Here is a 17,222-nt window from a genome sequence, read left to right as displayed (position 1 = left end):
AGACCATCTATCGCAGCCTGTTCGTCCAGAGCCGAGGAGTGCTTAAAAAGCAGCTGCTCGATCATCTGCGCACCAAACGCATGCTGCGCTACCCCCAAGCCCAGGGAAGGCACGGCAAGGGTCGAAAGGTTGCCCGGAACGCGATTCCAGACGCCCTCACGATCAGCGAGCGCCCGTCGGAAGTGGAGGATCGGGCAGTACCGGGCCATTGGGAAGGTGATCTGCTCACCGGCACGGTTAATTCGCACATCGTCACGCTCGTCGAGCGCCGATCGCGCTTCGTGATGCTGATAAAGATCCCTGCACGAGACAGCGCCACGGTCATTGACGCCATGGCCAGGCATGTCCGCAAGCTACCCGCCGAACTGAAGCGCTCCCTGACATGGGACCGCGGCGCGGAAATGTATCAGCACGCACGCTTCAAGCTGGCGACGGACCTGCAAGTCTACTTCTGCGATCCGCACAGCCCCTGGCAACGTGGATCCAATGAGAACACCAACGGCCTGCTTCGCCAGTACTTTCCCAAAGGACAGGACCTGAACCACTACACCCAGGCCCAGCTCGATAGCATTGCGAAGGAGCTAAACCAGCGCCCCCGGCAGACCCTGGACTTCCAGACCCCGGCCGAGGTTCTCAACCAAGCCGTTGCATCGATCGGTTGAGATCGCCGGACGTCTCGTCGTAAAGCCCCCGCCCGGCTGCCGGTTCGCGGCCGTAGGCCAATAAGTACATGGCCCCGGAGGGGCATCCTTGTCGAACGTTGAGGACCTGTCTGAGCAGCGAGGGTGGGCACCGAGGGCTCTCCGGCGACCACGTCCGAGCGCTAGCGCGATGGCGAAGCCGAGCCCACCCAACGCGGTGCCGAAGGCGATCCCACTCGATGAAGACATGCATTCGCGCCAGCGAATGAACCGATCACGACGCGCGAGGCAGCGAACGACCCCGGTAACGCGTGAAGAACCATAAAAAAACCCGGCTTGCACGCCGGGTCGAGAACACCTCGAAGAGGGGAGTTGCGCCGCGCGGTGGGAGGGCCGCGCGGCGCGATCTGCGATTACAGGTCGTAGCGGACCGAGAAGCGGAAGTACCGCGGCGCGGAGTACGAATTGGCACGCTTATACGTCGCCACCGGGACGCCGGCGTTGTTCTCGCCGACTTCGATGACGCTGGTTTCGCGCTGCTGGCTGAAGACGTTGAACACGTCCACGTTGAAGCCGAGCTTGTGGTCGGCAAAGGCGGGGCGCCATTCTGTCCCGAGATTCAGCTGTTGTGTCCACGGAAGGCGGCCACGCGAGCCGCGCGGTGAAACCTTGCCGTCGCAATAGAAGTAGGACGCGCCATACTGGATCGGATCGCCGGGAGCGACACCGATGCAGTTCACCGGACGCCCCGAGGCGACGACCAGGTTGGCACTGAACAGCCATTCCGGGGTCATCTGGTAGAAGCCATACGCCTTGAACTGGTGCGTGCGGTCGTTTGGCAGTGGACCGTTCGACCCGACCATGATCTCCGGGGCATCCCAGTCCTGGGTCACCGACGGGTCACGCTGACCGATATCGGACTTCAGCATGCCCTCGGAATTGCCATAGCTGCGCGAGAAGACGTAGTCGAACTTCGCATACCACTTCTCGTCGAACTGTTTCTCGGCGTACAGATTCAAGGAGTAGTACTTGCGCTTCAGATCGGGGAAGCCGATGCCGTTGTTGGTGAAGTCGCCCTTGTTCAGCGTGACATCCTGGAAGTTGCCAGCGCCATCCATATCCACCCGGAATGTGTTGCTCTTGCCCGGGTTGAACAGATAGCAGCCCGAGATGGTGGCGTTGCTCATGTCCACGCCATTGCGTTCACCCCAGTTCTCGAACGGGCGCGAATCGCAGAAGTCGTCGATCGAACTTTTCAGCTTGCGGAGCGTGGCCTTGGCGCCGACCGCCCAGTCATTACCCAGCTGTTTGTCGAAGCCGAGGATGTATTCATCCTGGAAGTACGCATCCATGCCTTTGGCGGCGATCGTGCGCGGATCGGGGTTGGTGCCATCGTGGCCGTTCGACGCGTACTCGCTACCGTTCGGCACGAAGCCGATGGGCATGCCGGTCACCGGGTCGATGCTGTCGAAGGTGCCGAACTGGCGCAGGAAGTACGAGCCCGAGGCGGCGCGGACCGCAACGTTTGACGGAATCGCCAGGTGATAGCGGCCGGCGTTGCCATAGATCTTCAGCGAAGAATCGCCAAATACATCCCAGGTGAGGCCGAGACGCGGGGCCAGCTGGTGGCGCTGCTTGACGTACACATCGCCGGCGCCATTGATATTCTTGAACTGCTCGTTGCGCAAGCCAAGGTAAGCCAGCCAGCGGTCGTTGACCTGCCAGCGGTCTTCGATGAACTGCGCTTCCTGCACCGTCTTCACGTTAGATGCGGCGTAGAAGTAAACGCGCTGTACGTAGCGGGTGGTGCCGGCTGGGAACTGGACGTCCGGGTAGCCTTCGACCTTGCCATCCGTCGGCGCGGTGCCGTAGGTCCAGTAGTAGGAGCCACCCTTGTCGCGGCCGGCATCCGGGCCTTCGTAGAAGTTGCCGGCGAACGATTCGAGCGTCTGGTTATCAAGACCAGCACGCAGGTCGTGGTCGCCAAGGCGGTATTCCACGTCGAGGCGCCAGCCGTGGGTTTTATCCTCCGCGCCGGGAGCGAGCATCTGGCCCTGCAGATAGCAGTTCGGCGGGAAGACGGTGCGCCCGTTTTCGCTGAAGTTGCCGGTGATGAGCGGGCAATCGCCACCGATTGAGTTGGTGACCTGCTGGTGCTTGGTCGTGCTGTTGCCGTAAAGCGCATTCACCGTCAGGTTATCGGTGAGGTAGCCGGTGTACTTGCCGATGTAGACGTCGCCGCCCGGCGTCGCGCCGGCCGTGCCGTAGTTTTTCGTGTACAGCGAACCACGGTAGGCGCCGCGACTGCCGGTAGCGTAGTTGTACCCGTAAATCTCGCGGTTCTCGGTGGTCTTGTCGCTGAAGCCGGTGAGCTCGAGCAGGTGGTTATCGCTGATGTTCCAGTCGATCTTCGCGAGATAGCGGTTGGTCTTGGTCGTGTAGTTCGCGTCGGTGGCTGCCGCCGTCGAGCCTCGGGTGAACCCTTCCGTACGGATGAAGTCACCGGTGGCGTACAGGAACAGCTTGTCCTTGATCAGCGGACCGCTGATGTACGCGGAGTATTCGGTGCTCCAGCTCTTGTTCTTGTGCCGATCCTGGAAGATCTGGCCATTTCCAAGATAGATATCGCGCGGTGAGTCACGCAAGGCTTCCGGCGTGTAGATTATCTGGCCGCCAGCCTTCCACGTGTTGCCGCCGCGCTTGCTGATCATGTTGACTACGCCGCCGGTGGAGCGGCCGTACTCGGCGCCGTAGCCGCCGGTGAAGATCTGTTGCTGGTCGATCGCGTCGTAAGGCAGGCTGATGAGGCCCAGGCCGGTCAGCGCGTTGGTGACGGAGTAGCCGTTGACGTAGTACTGGTTTTCCGCCGCCGAGGCGCCACCAAAGGACGCGACATTGCCGTAGCGCTCGTCGCCGCCCACCGCACCGGGTGCGAGCAGGGCAGCAGAGGTGACATCACGCGCGATCGGCAGCTTCTGCAGCTGCTCGGCGGTGAGGACGGTGCGCGAATCGACTGACGATACGTCGATCGAGGGCAGGGCGTTACCGGTGACCTGGATGCCTTCCAGGGTGGATGCATTTGCTGCGTTAGCCGGTTCGACAAGGAACGACACATCTGTGCCGCTGCCCACCTGCACCGACACGTTCTCGCGCGTGGCGACGGTCGCGCCATCGCGCATCACCGACACGTTGTAGCGACCGACCGGTAACGACGATGCGCGGTAGCGACCCTCCGCATCCACGGTGATATCGCGGACGAGTCCGGTATCGACGTTCTGCAGGTGCACGGTGTTGCCCTGTTCGACCGACACGCGGCCGAAGACAACGCCCGAGGCGTTCGATTGCGCATGGACGCTGCCGGTGGCCGCGAGGCCGAGCGCCAGTGCCAGCGCAGTCGGGCGCAGGAACGGACGGGTGAAGTGGTTTTTCGACATGCAAAGCCCCTACCGGGCCCTTGTGGAAGGGCCCCTTGGTGGATGACAGAATTGAGCGGATTCATGGGGGGAAATCCGCGTGTTTCGCCCCGCGCGCGGCGTTTCGCTCTACCCCAGCGAAGGCCGCCCGTTTGCGAGCGAACCCCGGTTCTATGGGAGGGGCTTTCGAGTGTCAAACCTGTGTTAAGGATCCATGACACTGCGGCACTCGCAGCAAAGTGCTTTGAATCAGTGGTTTATGAGGCCATCACCTCAGGATGAAATTTTTTTCGATGCACGCTGCAGCGCATGTCGTTGTGCGTCACACCTTTGAAGGATTTCGTAAAGATGGAACGCAAAGAGCCCGGCAGTGCCGGGCTCTTTGGAGAACACATGAGATGAAACTCAAGAAAGGTTGTAACCCTTCTCCTCGTGCAGCGCGATGTCCAGGCCGATCTGTTCCTGTTCTTCGTCCACGCGCAGGCCCATCGTTACGGCGATGCCCTTGAAGATCACCCAGCTGAGCACGGCGCTGTAAACCACGGTGAAGCCCACGCCTTTGAACTGGATCCACAACTGCAGGCCGAGATCGGTCACTGTCCCGAAACCGCCAAGCGCGGGCGCGGCGAACGGGCCGGTGAGAAGCGCGCCCAGGATGCCGGCCACGGCATGCACGCCGAATACATCAAGCGAATCGTCGTAGCCGAGCTTGCGTTTCAGGCGCGTCGCGCAGAAGAAGCAGACCACGCCCGCGGCGAGGCCAAGCACCAGCGCACCACCGGGGCCACAGGTTCCCGCAGCGGGGGTGATCGCGACGAGGCCCGCCACCGCGCCCGAGGCGATACCCAGCACGCTCGGCCGGCGGTGGGTGAGCCATTCCACGGCGGTCCAGCCGATCGCGGCGGCGGCAGTCGCGATCTGCGTCACCAGCATCGCCATGCCTGCACTGCCGTTGGCTGCTACCGCGGAGCCAGCGTTGAAGCCAAACCAGCCCAGCCACAGCATGCTCGCACCAACCAGCGTGTAGCCAAGGTTGTGCGGTGGCATCGGCGTGTTCGGGTAGCCGCGACGCTTGCCGATGACCAGGCAGCCGACGAGGCCAGCGATACCGGCGTTGATATGCACCACGGTGCCGCCCGCGAAGTCGAGGACGCCAAGGTCGCCGAGGAACGAGCCGGGGCCACCCCAGACCATGTGCGCGATCGGCAGGTAGACGAGGGTGAACCACAGCGCAGTGAACACTAGCAGCGCCGAGAACTTCATGCGCTCGGCAATCGCGCCGATGATCAAGGCCGGTGTGATGATTGCGAACGTCATCTGGAACATTACGAACACCGTTTCCGGCACGCTGTTGTACAGGCTGCTGGGGGCGAGTCCCGCGAGCATGACGTGGCCGAGTCCGCCCACGAAGGAATGCAGGCCGGTGGTACCGGCGGCCATGCCGGTGGTGTCAAAGGCGATGGAGTAGCCGTAAACCACCCAGAGCACGGTGACCAGGGCGGTGATGGCGAAACACTGCATGAGGACCGAGAGCAGGTTCTTTGCGCGAACCATGCCGCCGTAGAACAGCGCGAGTCCGGGAATGGTCATCAATAGGACCAGCATGGTCGCCGTGAGCATCCAGGCGGTATCGCCGCTATCCAGCTTCGCGGGCGTGGTGGTCTGTGCGAGGGCCAGGGCGGGCGAGGCCGCCATGAGGGCGGCCAGGGAGCGGAGTGACTTAGAGCGCATCGCCATCCACCTCCTGGGTGCGGATACGGATGGCTTGTTCGAGGTCGATGACAAAGATTTTGCCGTCACCGATCTTGCCGGTATGTGCGGCAGTGCTGATCGCCTCGATAGCCCGCTCGAGCTGTGCGTCGGTCACGGCGATCTCCACCTTCAGCTTCGGCAGGAAATCCACCACGTACTCCGCGCCCCGGTATAACTCCGTATGGCCATGCTGTCGGCCAAAGCCCTTCACCTCGGTCACCGTCATGCCCTGGACGCCTACCTCGGCCAGGGCCTCACGGACATCGTCCAGCGTGAACGGCTTGATGATCGCGTTGATCCATTTCATGTGCCGCGGCTCCCCATGTGGTTGGATGGGGAAGGCAAGGCAGGATGCGTGCCATTAGCGCATCTACGCTCCAGTCCTTGCGGTGCAACGCCTTACGTTCTGGCGCGCGTCCGCCGGGCTCCACACTTGCACCATGATGGGACTAACGGGTGTCCATGCTGGTGCCCTGCCGGTCGGGCGTCGTCAGCTGGCTGTCACCGCTGTCGGCGATAAAGACCGCGAGCAGTTTGGCCGGCGCGGTGGTGCTGCCATTGCGGCTCACCTGATGGTGCGAACCAGGTGTCTCATAGAAGCTCTCGCCGGCCTGGTAGGTGCGCTCACCGCCGCCGTCCACTTCGCTGACGATGGTGCCGGACACTACGTACGCATAGATAAATGCCGAGCCCGCGTGATGGTGTGGGGCGGATGCGGCGCCTGGCGGATAGGTGACTTCCACGGCGGTCAGCTTTTTCCCGGGCACGTTGGGTAGCTCGTGGGAGAAGTTGACGCTCACATGTTCGCTGGGCGGCGCCGGGGCGGCCGCCATGCCGGCGAGCGGGAAGAGGAGGGCGAGCAGGGCGAGGTGAAGGCGTTTCATGAGCTGGCTCCTGGCTGGGGAGGTCAGCATGCGCCCGAGTCAAGTGCACGCGAAAGCACCAGGATCTAACCAAATCGCTATACCAAGATCCAACCCCCTGTAGGAGCGCGCTTGCGCGCGACAAGGCCGCGGCAAGCCCCATCGCGCGCAAGCGCGCTCCTACAGGTCGGTTGTCCCATGGCCATCGGCGCGCTGCATTGCAAAACGGCGCTCGAAACAGTACCATTTTGGTCCGGTTTCCCAACATCCCCCTTCCGCCGATGCTTCGCGTCAGCCGACTTACCGATTACGCCACCGTGGTGATGACCGTCATCGCCACGCACCCCGCCGACGTTCTGAGCACTGCCCAGATCGCCGATGAGGCGCGCCTGGAGTTGCCCACGGTGTCCAAGCTGCTGAAGCTGCTCGGGCATGCCGGGCTGGTGGATTCGTTCCGCGGCGTCAATGGCGGTTACCGCCTGGCGCGGCCGGCGGAAGCGATCAGTCTGGCGGACATCGTCGAGGCGCTGGAAGGGCCTATCGGGCTTACCGAATGCAGCATCGCCCAGGGCCATTGCGATCGTCAGTCGCAGTGCGGCGTCAGCGGTAGCTGGCGCTCCGTCTCCGGGGCTATCGACGGCGTGCTGCGCGGTATGACCCTGGCACAGATGCTGGCCGGGCGCCCCACGGCGCCGGCCAAGGGCGCGGCCGATGCCGCGCAGGCAAACGCATGAACGAGAGCGAGAACATGACACGCGAAGTGGCAGCGCCGGTGCGCGATAACGCTGAAGTAGAAGCGGCGCTCAACCGCCGCTATGAGGCGGGCTTCGTCACCGATATCGAATCCACCAGCCTGCCGCCGGGCCTCAGCGAGGACATCGTCCGCCAGCTGTCAGCCATCAAGGGCGAGCCGGAGTGGATGACCGAGTGGCGCCTGGCCGCCTACCGCCACTGGCTGACCATGCCGGAGCCGGACTGGGCCAAGCTCGACATCGCGCCCATCGATTACCAGGCGCTCAGCTATTACTCGGCGCCCAAGGCTGGCCCCAAATCACTCGATGAAGTGGATCCCAAGCTGCTCGAAACCTACGAGAAGCTAGGCGTGCCCCTGCACGAGCGGGCGAAGCTGGCTGGCGTGGCGGTTGATGCCGTGTTCGATTCGGTCTCGGTGGGAACCACGTTCCGCAAGGAACTGGCGGAAGCCGGGGTCATCTTCTGCTCCATGTCCGAGGCAATCCGCGAGCACGGCGACCTGGTCCGCGCCTACCTCGGCAGTGTCGTTCCGGTCGGCGATAACTACTTTGCCGCCCTGAACTCGGCCGTGTTCTCCGATGGCAGCTTCGTCTTCATCCCCAAGGGCACCCGCTGCCCGATGGAACTGTCGACGTACTTCCGCATCAACGCCATCAATACAGGGCAGTTCGAACGCACCCTGATCGTGGCGGAGGACGACAGCTACGTGTCGTACCTGGAAGGCTGCACGGCGCCGATGCGCGACGAGAACCAGTTGCATGCCGCCGTCGTCGAACTGGTGGCACTGGATCGCGCCCAGATCAAATATTCCACGGTGCAGAACTGGTACCCCGGTGACGAAAACGGCGTCGGCGGCATCTACAACTTCGTGACCAAGCGCGGCGATTGCCGTGGCGTGTCGTCGAAGATCAGCTGGACCCAGGTCGAAACCGGTTCGGCGATCACCTGGAAGTACCCCAGCTGCGTGCTGCGCGGCGATAACTCGGTCGGTGAGTTCTACTCGGTAGCGCTCACTCACCACCGCCAGCAGGCGGACACCGGCACCAAGATGATCCACATCGGCAAGGGCACGAAGTCGAAGATCGTGGCCAAAGGCATCAGTGCCGGTCGCAGCTCAAACAGCTACCGTGGCCTGGTGAAGATCGAGAAGGGCGCCGATGGTGCACGCAACTACACGCAATGCGATTCGCTGCTGATCGGCAAGCAGTGCGGCGCGCACACCTTCCCATACATGGAAGTGAAGCATCCGGGCGCGATCGTCGAGCACGAGGCCACCACCTCGAAGATCTCCGATGACCAGCTGTTCTACTGCCTGTCGCGCGGTATTGGTGAAGAAGATGCCGTGTCGATGATCGTCGATGGTTTCTGTAAGCAGGTGTTCCGCGAGCTGCCCATGGAGTTCGCCGTGGAAGCGAAGAAGCTGCTCGAAGTCTCGCTCGAAGGCGCGGTGGGCTAAGCGATGGGTATCGCTGGCTCCGCCCCGGGCCTCACCGACCTGCGCGTCCTGCTTGGTGCGCTGGACCCGGATGTTGACCCGGTGCCGAAACGTTTCATCCACGTGTCGCACGATCGTGCTCGCGAGCGCGTGGCCGATGCGCTCATGATGTTCCGCGAAGACGAGGGCACGACGCTCATCGTCGACGTAAAGGAAGGCGACCGTAGCGGCGATCGCATGCTGTGGGCATGCATCACCCTGCGTGTGCAATCCAGTCTTACCGCGGTGGGCATGATGGCCGCCGTTTCCGCCGCGCTTGCGAAGCGCGGCATTCCCTGCAACCCCGTTTCCGCGTTCCTGCACGATCACATCTTCGTGCCCTGGGACCGCCGCGACGAAGCACTTGATGCGCTTTCGCACCTGACGCCCTGATGGACAGCACCGCCATGCACATGCTCAAGATCGAAAACCTCCACGCCCGCGTCGAAGGCAAGGAGATCCTGAAAGGCCTTTCACTCACGGTAAACCCGGGTGAGGTGCACGCCATCATGGGGCCGAACGGCGCGGGCAAGTCCACGCTGGGCAACGTGCTGGCCGGCCGCGAGGGCTATGAGGTGACCGAAGGCACCGTGTCGTTCGGCGGGCAGGACCTGTTCGCACTGGAGCCTGAGGAGCGCGCAGCGGTGGGCCTGTTCCTCGCCTTCCAGTACCCGGTGGAAATCCCCGGTGTGAACAACACCTACTTCCTGCGTGCCGCGCTGAATGCACAGCGCAAGTTCCGCGGCGAGCAGGAGCTGGATTCCATGCGCTTCCTCAAGCTGGTTCGCGAGAAGCTGAAGATCATGCAGATCTCCGACGAACTGCTGCATCGCGCCGTGAACGAAGGTTTCTCTGGCGGCGAAAAGAAGCGCAACGAGATCTTCCAGATGGCCGTGCTCGAGCCGAAGCTCGCGATCCTGGACGAGACCGACTCCGGGCTCGACATCGATGCGCTGAAGCAGGTCGCCGAGGGCGTGAATGCGCTGCGTTCGCCAGATCGCTCATTCCTCGTGGTCACCCATTACCAGCGCCTGCTCGATTACATCGAGCCGGACTTTGTCCACGTGCTGGCGGGTGGGCGCATCGTCGAGAGTGGCGACAAGAATCTCGCCTTGAAGCTCGAGGCCGAAGGCTACGCCTGGCTCGCCGATAAGCATCCGCACCTGCGCAAGGCTGACCTCGCCGGGGAGCCGGCATGACCAGCGCGCCGTCCCCGTTCGTGCGGGCGGCACTGGATGCCGCCGCCGGCGTGCCCGTCACGGGCATTGCCTGGCTGGATGCCGCGCGTCGCGAAAACCTCGAGGCGTTTGCCGATACCGGCTTGCCCGAGGGCCGTAACGAGGCGTGGAAGTACACTCCGCTACGTGCGTTGTCGCAGCGCTCGTTTGCGCTCGCCGATGCGGGCGTCGCTGCAGGCGTTGCCGTCGATGCCTCGCTATTCACCCTGCCGGGTGTCGATGGTGCTCGTGTCGTGTTCGTCGATGGTGTGTATCGCGCCGATCTTTCCTCACTCGACACCGATGACGGCGTCGAACTGGCCCCGTTGAGCGCCGTCCTGGCCGCTCAATCGGAACCCCTGCGCTTCGCGCTAGCCAATCGCTATCGCCGCGGCGCCGCCGACGCCTTCGCCCATCTCAACGCTGCACTCGCCAGCGAAGGCGTGATGTTGCGCGTGACCGATGGCGTGCAGGCAGGCAAGCCGCTGCACATCGTCCATGTCACCAGTGGCACCCAGGCTGACACCACCTGGCACGCGCGCGTGCTGGTGGAGGTGGGGAAGGGCAGCTCGCTGGATGTGGTCGAACACTTTGTCACCCGTGGCGATGCCACCCAACTGGGTACCGTGGTCGCCGATTACGTGGCGCGCGAAGGCGCGACGCTGGGCCTGGTGATCCTGCAGGATGCTTCATCCGGCACGACCCTGATTCGCCGCGGCAACGTCCGCCTCGATGCCGATGCGAAGGTGACCGTGCACGCCCTGGAACTGGGTGGCGCGCTGGTTAGGCATGAGCTTACCGCCGAAGTGCTCGGCGACCGGGCCCGTTTCGATACGCGTGGCGTGTTTGCCCTCGCGGGCCGCCAGCACGTGGATACGCAGCTCGAAATAAACCACAAGGCGCGCGACACGGCATCTGAGGCGCTATGGCGCGGCATTGCCGACGGTCGCTCGCGCGGTGTGTTCCGCGGCGCGATCGTGGTGGCGGAAGGGGCTGACGGCACCGACGCCTCGCTCAGCAACAAGAACCTGCTGCTGTCGGGCTCCGCCGAGATCGATACCAAGCCCGAGCTCGAGATTTACGCTGACGAGGTGAAGGCGGCCCACGGCGCCACCATCGGCCAGCTCGATGAGCGCTCGTTGTTCTATCTGCGCTCGCGCGGCATCCCGCTGGTGGAAGCCCGCAGCCTCCTCACGCTGGCCTTCTGCCGAGCCGCACTCGAATCGCTGCCGAATGATGCCTTGCGCGAACACCTGGGTGAACTGCTGGTGGCCCACTTGCCGACCAGCGCCGCCGCTGAATAAGTCCGGAGCCAAGCCATGAATGCCAGGGCCGAGACCGCCCCCCACCCGCTGGACGTAGAACGCATCCGCGCCGACTTCCCCTTGCTTTCGCGCACCGTGCACGGCAAGCCGCTGATCTACTTCGATAGCGCGAATACGTCGCAGAAGCCGGTCTCGGTGATCGAGGCTGTGGATCGGCACTACCGCGAGCACAACGCGAACGTAGCCCGTGCGGTCCACACGCTGGGCGAAGAAGCGACGGCTGCTTACGAAGGCGCGCGCGACGCGCTGGCCCGCTTCATCAATGCGCCGTCGCGCGAGGAAGTGATCCTCACCTCGGGCACCACCCAGGCGATTAACCTGGTGGCGTACAGCTATGCGCTGCCGCGTCTGAAGCCCGGCGATGCGATTGTTACGACCGTGATGGAACACCACGCGAACATCGTGCCGTGGCAGCTGGTGGCCGAACGCACCGGCTCTATCGTGAAAGCAGCGCCGATCGACGCAAACGGCGAGCTGATCCTCGAGGAATTCTTCAAGCTGCTCACCCCCGAGGTGAAGCTCGCTTGCGTAGGCCACGTATCGAACGTGACCGGTACCGTAAACCCCGTCCGCGAGATCGCCCGCGAATGCCGCAAGCGCGGCATCCCGCTGCTGGTCGATGGATCGCAGGCGGCCCCGCACCGGAAGGTCGACGTCCAGGCCCTGGGCTGCGATTTCTACGCGATCACCGGCCACAAGATGCTGGCGCCGACCGGTACCGGTGCGTTGTGGGCAAAGCGCGAGCACCTGATGGCCATGCCGCCGTTCTTCGGCGGCGGCGAGATGATCCGCGAAGTGCGCTTCGAGGGGACGGTATTCGCGGACCCGCCGCATCGTTTCGAGGCCGGCACGCCGAACATCGCGGGCTTCGCGGGCATGTCCGCGGCGATCGACTACCTCCAGGGCATCGGCTTCGATCGCCTGAAGGCGTACGAGCAAGAGCTCCTCGCGTATGCGACCCAGGCCATCACCGACCTTCCGGGTGTGCGGATCTTCGGCCAGGCGAAGGAAAAGGAGCCGGTGATCTCGTTCCTGCTCGAAGGCGCCCACGCTAACGACATGGCCACCCTGCTGGACCTGCAGGGCGTCGCCGTACGCTCTGGCCACCACTGCGCGCATCCGCTGATGCAGTGCTTCGGTGTGCCCGCCACGTTGCGTGCCTCCCTGGCCTTCTACAACACCAAGGCCGAGGTGGATGAGTTCATCCAGGCCATCGGGCGGGTCCGCAAGCTCCTGCTCTGACCGGACGCCGATCGCGCGCAAGCGCGCTCCTACAAGAGCCTGCGCAGGTCTCGTGTAGGAGCGCGCTTGCGCGCGAAGCTCCCCCCGCGTCTAAAATGCCCACATGACCCCGAAGCATACGTTCCGCACCGCCACCCAGGCCGACGCTGCCGTCATCGCCTCCCTGGTCGAATCCGCCTACCGCGGTGATGCCAGCCGCGATGGCTGGACCACCGAGGCCGATTTCCTCCATGGCCGCCGCACCGACGTCACCGAGATCGAAGAGCTGCTGACCGGCCCGAATGGCCGCTTCGTGCTGTTCGAGCGCGATGGCCTGGTCGCCGCCTCCTGCTACATCGAGCGGCAGGATGGGGTGTGCTACTTCGGCATGTTCTCCGTCCACCCCCCGTTCCAGGGCACCGGCATCGGTCGTCTGGTGATCGAGGAGGTCGAGCGCATCGCGGTCGAGGAATGGCAGTGCACGCGGGTCGAGATGACGGTGATCGAAATCCGCGCCGAACTCATTGCCTGGTACGAACGTCGCGGCTATGCGCGCACCGGCCGTACCAAGGCTTTCCCGTATGGTGACGAGCGCTTCGGCATCCCCCAGCGCGATGACCTGCGCTTCGAGTACCTGGTAAAGGAACTCGGGGCGTGAACGGCTGGGTGAAAGTCGGGACGCGCAGCGAGCTCCTTCCCGGTGAGTTCAAGGTGGCATGGGATGGTGATACTGCGATCGCCGTCTACAACATCGATGGCGATCTCTACGCTATCGAAGATGTCTGCACGCACGACGGCGGGGAACTCGCCGGCGGTCCGCTGGTGGGCTTTGAGGTGGAATGCTTGCGTCACGGCGCGCGCTTCGATGTGCGCACCGGTGAAGTTACCTGCCCCCCGGCCTACGAGCCGGTGACCGTCTTTCCGGTGCAGGAAGCGGAAGGCTTCATCTGGACGCGCGACGACCGCTGAGCGCGGCCGCTTTTTGAGTCATCTCTGAAACGCGAATTACCTGACAGGCTTTGTCAGGCAAACGCCGCACTCTTGTAAGTCAAAGTACTACATAGGGTTGCGAATAACCTGGTTGAAACGCACCCCATGCGTGGCAAAGAATTCCAGCTCGAACCAGAGCGGGATGGAGTGTCATGCGTACAGGGAAAGTGGCGGTCGCCGTCGCGATCGTATTGGGTGCCTTGGCGTGGGTACCGTGGCTTGCTGCATACCTCACGGGCTTGTTACTCGGCGTGGACTCCGGGCCGCGTTGGTGGATGGCGTGGTGGGGCTACTACCCACACCTGCACGAACCGGCCTACCAGCCGTATGCGTGGCGAATCTGGCTGGCAGGTGGCCTTGGTGCCGGTGTGCCGCTCGTGGTCGCCGCGATGGTGCTGCTGCTTATGTTCCGCGCGCCATCGCAGGCATTGCATGGCAGCGCCCGTTTCGCGTCGAACCGTGACCTCGCCCGGAAGAAGATGTTCAAGCGCTCGCCCACGGCGCTGGTGGTCGGCCGTCGGGGCCGCCGCCTGGTCTACATGTCCGGCCAGCAGTTCGCGATCCTCGCTGCACCCACGCGCAGCGGCAAGGGCGTGGGCATCGTCATTCCGAACCTGCTGAGCTACGAAGGGTCCGTTGTCGTCCTCGATATCAAGCAGGAGAACTTCGACCTCACCAGCGGCTGGCGCGCGAAGCAGGGGCAGGCGGTGTACCTGTTCAACCCCTTCGCCGAGGACATGCGCACGGCACGCTGGAACCCGCTGCACTACGTCTCCGATGGCTCGTTCCGCGTGTCCGATCTCATGTCGCTCGCTGAAACCCTGTACCCGGATGGCGCGGGTGACCAGGGGTTCTGGGTCAGTCAGGCGCGGAACGCGTTCGTCGCCTTCACGATGTACCTGTTCGAACGGCGAGACGCGCAGGGTAGTGGCAGCCGGCTGACGACGCCAGCCGAGCCCACGCTTGGCGAGGTCTTCCGCATCTCGACCGGCGATGGCGATGACCTCAAGGGCTATCTGCAAGGTCTTGCACGCGAGGATTTCCTCAGCGACACCGCACAGAACGCCTTCAGCAACCTGCTATCGCAATCCGACGATACCTTCGCCTCGATCATGGGCACGTTCCGCGAACCGCTGAACATGTTCCTCAACCCCGTGCTAGATGCCGCCACTAGCGGTAACGACTTCCTGCTCACCGACGTGCGCCGGAAGCCGATGACCATCTATATCGGCATCCAGCCCAACAAGCTGGCCGAGAGCCGGATCATCATCAACATGTTCTTCAGCCAGCTGGTGAAGCTCAACACGCGTGAGCTCCCCGCGCAGGATCCCACGCTGAAGCACCAGTGCCTGTTGCTGATGGACGAATTCACCGCCATGGGCCGCGTTGACATCCTCGCCAGCGCCGTCTCCTTCATCGCCGGCTACAACCTGCGCCTGTTGCCGATCATCCAGAGCCTATCCCAGCTCGATGCCGTCTACGGCCCTGACATCGCCCGCTCGTTCGTCACCAACCACGCGCTACAGATCGTCTACACCCCGCGCGAACAGCGTGACGCCAACGACTACTCAGAAATGCTCGGCTACACGACCGTGCGGAAGAAGAACATCACCCGCGGCCACGACGTGAGTATCAGCCACCACGAAGAACGCCGGGCGCTCATGTTGCCGCAGGAGCTAAAGGCCATGGGTGCGGACAAAGAGGTGTTTTTTTACGAGGGCATTCCACATCCGGTGATGGCGGACAAGATCCGCTACTACCAGGAGAAGTACTTCACCAGGCGGCTGAAGCCGAAGGTGGAGGTTGAGATCTTGAAGGTGAAGGGCGTGAAGCCCTCGAAGGGAGTGTCATGAAGAGGAGTAAGCGAATGGCGGCCGCCGCTGTGGGCATGTGGTTCGTGCTGGCGGGCTGCGCGACACCCGATGATCGAGGCAAGACCAGGCAGGAGCTCGTCGATCTTGCGACGGAAGGTTCGGAGGAGGCGGCAAGTTGGCCGGACATCTCGATCGAGGACCTGGCAGAAGAGCATGACATTGTGTACATCCGCGCCCCGTCGCAAGGCGCATGCCCATCGGATCCGTACATCCATGGGCCGCAGGATAAATGCCATCCGCAGCACGCCATGTACGCGGATATCCGGACGCTGATCGAGAAATTCCGGACTGATAGCAAGCACCGGATCTCGGATGACGAGGGCGAGCGTATCGCCATGGCGGCATTTTTCTGCGCCCGCCTGAACAAGCTGGAGAAGGTGGACGAGATCGAGTCGTGGCCGAAGGGGGCGCCTTGGGCATCACGCCTGCTCACGCTCCATCAGCATCCGGGTAAGGGGCAAGACGGAAGGCGGGCGGGCGCCGTGGACATTCCTGCGATTTCGGGTCTCTCGGCCAAGCACAACCAGCTGATCCTGACGATTCGCTACACGGATCGCGGCATGACCTACGACAGCGGCAATCCGTGGCAGTAGGCGGGGTCACCATGAAATCGCTAGCGTTATTCGTTCCGGTGTTGTTGGTGCTCACCTCGGGCTGCGTGACCCGTGCGGCGCGCTTTGATGAACACGCCTTTTCAGCTGAGTGCGGCAATACCCTGCGATGCAAGGTCACCTACGCGGATCGTGTCCAGATCGACGAAACGGAGAGCCAGCCCCCGCGATCGCTACGCGACGACCTTTTTACGCGCTCGTGGAATGGTCAATCCGGCATAGCCAACTTCCCGGGGCCGGCCATCGTTTCGTGGCGATCGCTGGACGGCGACACGCACGAAGCGCAGATCGATATGTCGTCGATATTTCGGGACCAGATCATCCTTCACGCAGATCCTGTCGAGGAGGTTCATGACGGCCGCAGCTATGGCGACCCCGTCCTTCTCCTGGTCGTGAATGACCGGACCCTCCGCGTCTATATGCGATCGATTGTGAGTGTCCTGAGCCGGTCGGGGTCGGGGATCGTTACGCGTCATGACTCGGTATTGGCGTACACGGCGACGTACTGACGGAACAAGAAGGTATAGGGAGAAACAGGATGAGACTTGGACTGATCGCCCTGGCGGCGATAACCCTTCTGACAACGGCGTGTGGAGCGGCCGAATCACAAAATCGGCCGCCCAGGCCGACGCACTTTCGTCACCACGGATTTTCCGCGGAGTGTGGGAATACCCGTAGTTGCAAGGTGCTCTACGCGAACCGCTATCAGGTAGAAGAGCTCGAGGGCGGTCCGATCTCGCCATTGATGGATGGTGTCATCAGGAGTGCGAGGCACGGACAACTCGGAATTCGAAACTTCCCCGATCCGACGGTCGTTTCATGGAAGTCACTGGATGGTCAAAGTCACGAGGCTGCGGTCGATATCGCTTCAATTTTCAGGAATCGCGTGGTTCTGCACGCAGATCCTGTCGAAGACGTCGATGACGATGGGGTGACTGGTGAGCCCATGATTTTACTGGTCGTCAACGATCGTACCGTTCAGGTGTTCATGCAGTCGATGGTCTTCCTGAGAAAGGCGCGGAACGACCGTGACAGAAACTACAAGCTTCGTCAGGACTCAGTTCTGGCGTACTCGAAGACATACTAAG

General features: G+C 63.0%; 17 protein-coding genes. 13 read left to right on the top strand and 4 right to left on the bottom strand.

Features of this window, described 5'->3' with window-relative positions; translation table 11 throughout:
• Nucleotides 1-662 (top strand): IS30 family transposase (locus VGN46_RS01775; protein WP_331639980.1); only part of this gene is annotated, 662 nt, incomplete at its 5' end.
• Nucleotides 663-1,054: 392 nt separating this feature from the next.
• Here VGN46_RS01775 and VGN46_RS01770 read toward each other — a convergent pair.
• The 4 genes from VGN46_RS01770 to VGN46_RS01755 form a co-directional block, all read right to left on the bottom strand.
• Nucleotides 1,055-4,075, bottom strand: a complete 3,021-nt coding sequence (locus tag VGN46_RS01770; protein ID WP_331639978.1) for a TonB-dependent receptor — start codon at nt 4,073-4,075, stop codon at nt 1,055-1,057.
• Between the two features lie 384 nt (nt 4,076-4,459).
• Nucleotides 4,460-5,785, bottom strand: coding sequence for an ammonium transporter (locus VGN46_RS01765; protein WP_414675199.1), 1,326 nt, complete (start codon nt 5,783-5,785; stop codon nt 4,460-4,462).
• Nucleotides 5,775-6,113: a P-II family nitrogen regulator gene (locus tag VGN46_RS01760; protein ID WP_331639973.1), complete on the bottom strand. Its 339-nt coding sequence runs from the start codon at nt 6,111-6,113 to the stop codon at nt 5,775-5,777. The genes VGN46_RS01765 and VGN46_RS01760 overlap by 11 nt, the downstream gene beginning before the upstream one ends.
• Before the next feature lie 142 nt (nt 6,114-6,255).
• Nucleotides 6,256-6,690, bottom strand: coding sequence for a cupin domain-containing protein (locus VGN46_RS01755; protein WP_331639971.1), 435 nt, complete (start codon nt 6,688-6,690; stop codon nt 6,256-6,258).
• Between the two features lie 260 nt (nt 6,691-6,950).
• Between VGN46_RS01755 and VGN46_RS01750 the strand changes: the two genes are divergently transcribed.
• The 12 genes from VGN46_RS01750 to VGN46_RS01695 all read left to right on the top strand — a co-directional run bounded on the left by VGN46_RS01750 (nt 6,951) and on the right by VGN46_RS01695 (nt 17,221).
• Nucleotides 6,951-7,403: an SUF system Fe-S cluster assembly regulator gene (locus VGN46_RS01750; protein ID WP_331639969.1), complete on the top strand. Its 453-nt coding sequence runs from the start codon at nt 6,951-6,953 to the stop codon at nt 7,401-7,403.
• 14 nt (nt 7,404-7,417) lie between these two features.
• Nucleotides 7,418-8,878: a Fe-S cluster assembly protein SufB gene (gene sufB, locus VGN46_RS01745; protein WP_331639986.1), complete on the top strand. Its 1,461-nt coding sequence runs from the start codon at nt 7,418-7,420 to the stop codon at nt 8,876-8,878.
• Between the two features lie 3 nt (nt 8,879-8,881).
• The gene (locus tag VGN46_RS01740; protein WP_331639967.1) at nt 8,882-9,289 is read left to right on the top strand and encodes an ACT domain-containing protein; all 408 of its coding nucleotides are present in this window, start codon (nt 8,882-8,884) and stop codon (nt 9,287-9,289) included.
• 20 nt (nt 9,290-9,309) lie between these two features.
• Nucleotides 9,310-10,095, top strand: coding sequence for a Fe-S cluster assembly ATPase SufC (gene sufC / locus VGN46_RS01735; RefSeq protein WP_331639984.1), 786 nt, complete (start codon nt 9,310-9,312; stop codon nt 10,093-10,095).
• Complete coding sequence (sufD, locus tag VGN46_RS01730) at nt 10,092-11,417, top strand: Fe-S cluster assembly protein SufD (protein ID WP_331639965.1); 1,326 nt, start codon at nt 10,092-10,094, stop codon at nt 11,415-11,417. The genes sufC and sufD overlap by 4 nt, the downstream gene beginning before the upstream one ends.
• 15 nt (nt 11,418-11,432) lie before the next feature.
• Nucleotides 11,433-12,680 (top strand): cysteine desulfurase, encoded by a 1,248-nt coding sequence (locus VGN46_RS01725; protein ID WP_331639963.1) that lies wholly within the window; start codon nt 11,433-11,435, stop codon nt 12,678-12,680.
• Nucleotides 12,681-12,783: 103 nt separating this feature from the next.
• Nucleotides 12,784-13,317, top strand: a complete 534-nt coding sequence (locus VGN46_RS01720; protein ID WP_331639961.1) for a GNAT family N-acetyltransferase — start codon at nt 12,784-12,786, stop codon at nt 13,315-13,317.
• Entirely contained in the window at nt 13,314-13,628 is a 315-nt protein-coding gene (locus tag VGN46_RS01715) for a non-heme iron oxygenase ferredoxin subunit (protein ID WP_331639959.1), read from the top strand. Before VGN46_RS01720 ends, VGN46_RS01715 begins: the two co-directional genes overlap by 4 nt.
• A gap of 173 nt (nt 13,629-13,801) precedes the next feature.
• Nucleotides 13,802-15,502 carry a type IV secretory system conjugative DNA transfer family protein gene (locus tag VGN46_RS01710; RefSeq protein ID WP_331639957.1) on the top strand — a complete coding sequence of 567 codons (1,701 nt, stop codon included), beginning with the start codon at nt 13,802-13,804 and terminating at the stop codon, nt 15,500-15,502.
• Between the two features lie 14 nt (nt 15,503-15,516).
• On the top strand, nt 15,517-16,116 hold the full coding sequence (locus VGN46_RS01705; RefSeq protein WP_331639955.1) for an XVIPCD domain-containing protein: 600 nt from the start codon (nt 15,517-15,519) through the stop codon (nt 16,114-16,116).
• Nucleotides 16,117-16,127: 11 nt separating this feature from the next.
• On the top strand, nt 16,128-16,643 hold the full coding sequence (locus VGN46_RS01700; protein WP_331639953.1) for a hypothetical protein: 516 nt from the start codon (nt 16,128-16,130) through the stop codon (nt 16,641-16,643).
• Nucleotides 16,644-16,672: 29 nt separating this feature from the next.
• Nucleotides 16,673-17,221: a hypothetical protein gene (locus tag VGN46_RS01695; protein ID WP_331639951.1), complete on the top strand. Its 549-nt coding sequence runs from the start codon at nt 16,673-16,675 to the stop codon at nt 17,219-17,221.
• Nucleotide 17,222 lies beyond the last annotated feature (1 nt).

Origin of the sequence: Luteibacter sp. (assembly GCF_036500425.1) — a bacterium.
Taxonomy (GTDB): Bacteria; Pseudomonadota; Gammaproteobacteria; order Xanthomonadales; family Rhodanobacteraceae; genus Luteibacter.
The sequence above is the reverse complement of the archived record's forward strand: the minus strand, read 5'-3'. Positions and strand labels throughout refer to the sequence as shown.

What these genes read in the sequence shown, in the direction of transcription:
- VGN46_RS01740 (WP_331639967.1), top strand. Translation starts at nt 8,882, where the DNA reads ATGGGTATCGCTGGCTCCGCCCCGGGCCTCACCGACCTGCGCGTCCTG.
- VGN46_RS01755 (WP_331639971.1), bottom strand. Translation starts at nt 6,690, where the DNA reads ATGAAACGCCTTCACCTCGCCCTGCTCGCCCTCCTCTTCCCGCTCGCC.
- VGN46_RS01700 (WP_331639953.1), top strand. Translation starts at nt 16,128, where the DNA reads ATGAAATCGCTAGCGTTATTCGTTCCGGTGTTGTTGGTGCTCACCTCG.
- sufB (WP_331639986.1), top strand. Translation starts at nt 7,418, where the DNA reads ATGACACGCGAAGTGGCAGCGCCGGTGCGCGATAACGCTGAAGTAGAA.
- VGN46_RS01725 (WP_331639963.1), top strand. Translation starts at nt 11,433, where the DNA reads ATGAATGCCAGGGCCGAGACCGCCCCCCACCCGCTGGACGTAGAACGC.
- VGN46_RS01770 (WP_331639978.1), bottom strand. Translation starts at nt 4,075, where the DNA reads ATGTCGAAAAACCACTTCACCCGTCCGTTCCTGCGCCCGACTGCGCTG.
- VGN46_RS01710 (WP_331639957.1), top strand. Translation starts at nt 13,802, where the DNA reads ATGCGTACAGGGAAAGTGGCGGTCGCCGTCGCGATCGTATTGGGTGCC.
- VGN46_RS01760 (WP_331639973.1), bottom strand. Translation starts at nt 6,113, where the DNA reads ATGAAATGGATCAACGCGATCATCAAGCCGTTCACGCTGGACGATGTC.
- VGN46_RS01705 (WP_331639955.1), top strand. Translation starts at nt 15,517, where the DNA reads ATGGCGGCCGCCGCTGTGGGCATGTGGTTCGTGCTGGCGGGCTGCGCG.
- sufC (WP_331639984.1), top strand. Translation starts at nt 9,310, where the DNA reads ATGCTCAAGATCGAAAACCTCCACGCCCGCGTCGAAGGCAAGGAGATC.
- VGN46_RS01720 (WP_331639961.1), top strand. Translation starts at nt 12,784, where the DNA reads ATGACCCCGAAGCATACGTTCCGCACCGCCACCCAGGCCGACGCTGCC.
- VGN46_RS01765 (WP_414675199.1), bottom strand. Translation starts at nt 5,785, where the DNA reads ATGCGCTCTAAGTCACTCCGCTCCCTGGCCGCCCTCATGGCGGCCTCG.
- VGN46_RS01695 (WP_331639951.1), top strand. Translation starts at nt 16,673, where the DNA reads ATGAGACTTGGACTGATCGCCCTGGCGGCGATAACCCTTCTGACAACG.
- VGN46_RS01750 (WP_331639969.1), top strand. Translation starts at nt 6,951, where the DNA reads ATGCTTCGCGTCAGCCGACTTACCGATTACGCCACCGTGGTGATGACC.
- sufD (WP_331639965.1), top strand. Translation starts at nt 10,092, where the DNA reads ATGACCAGCGCGCCGTCCCCGTTCGTGCGGGCGGCACTGGATGCCGCC.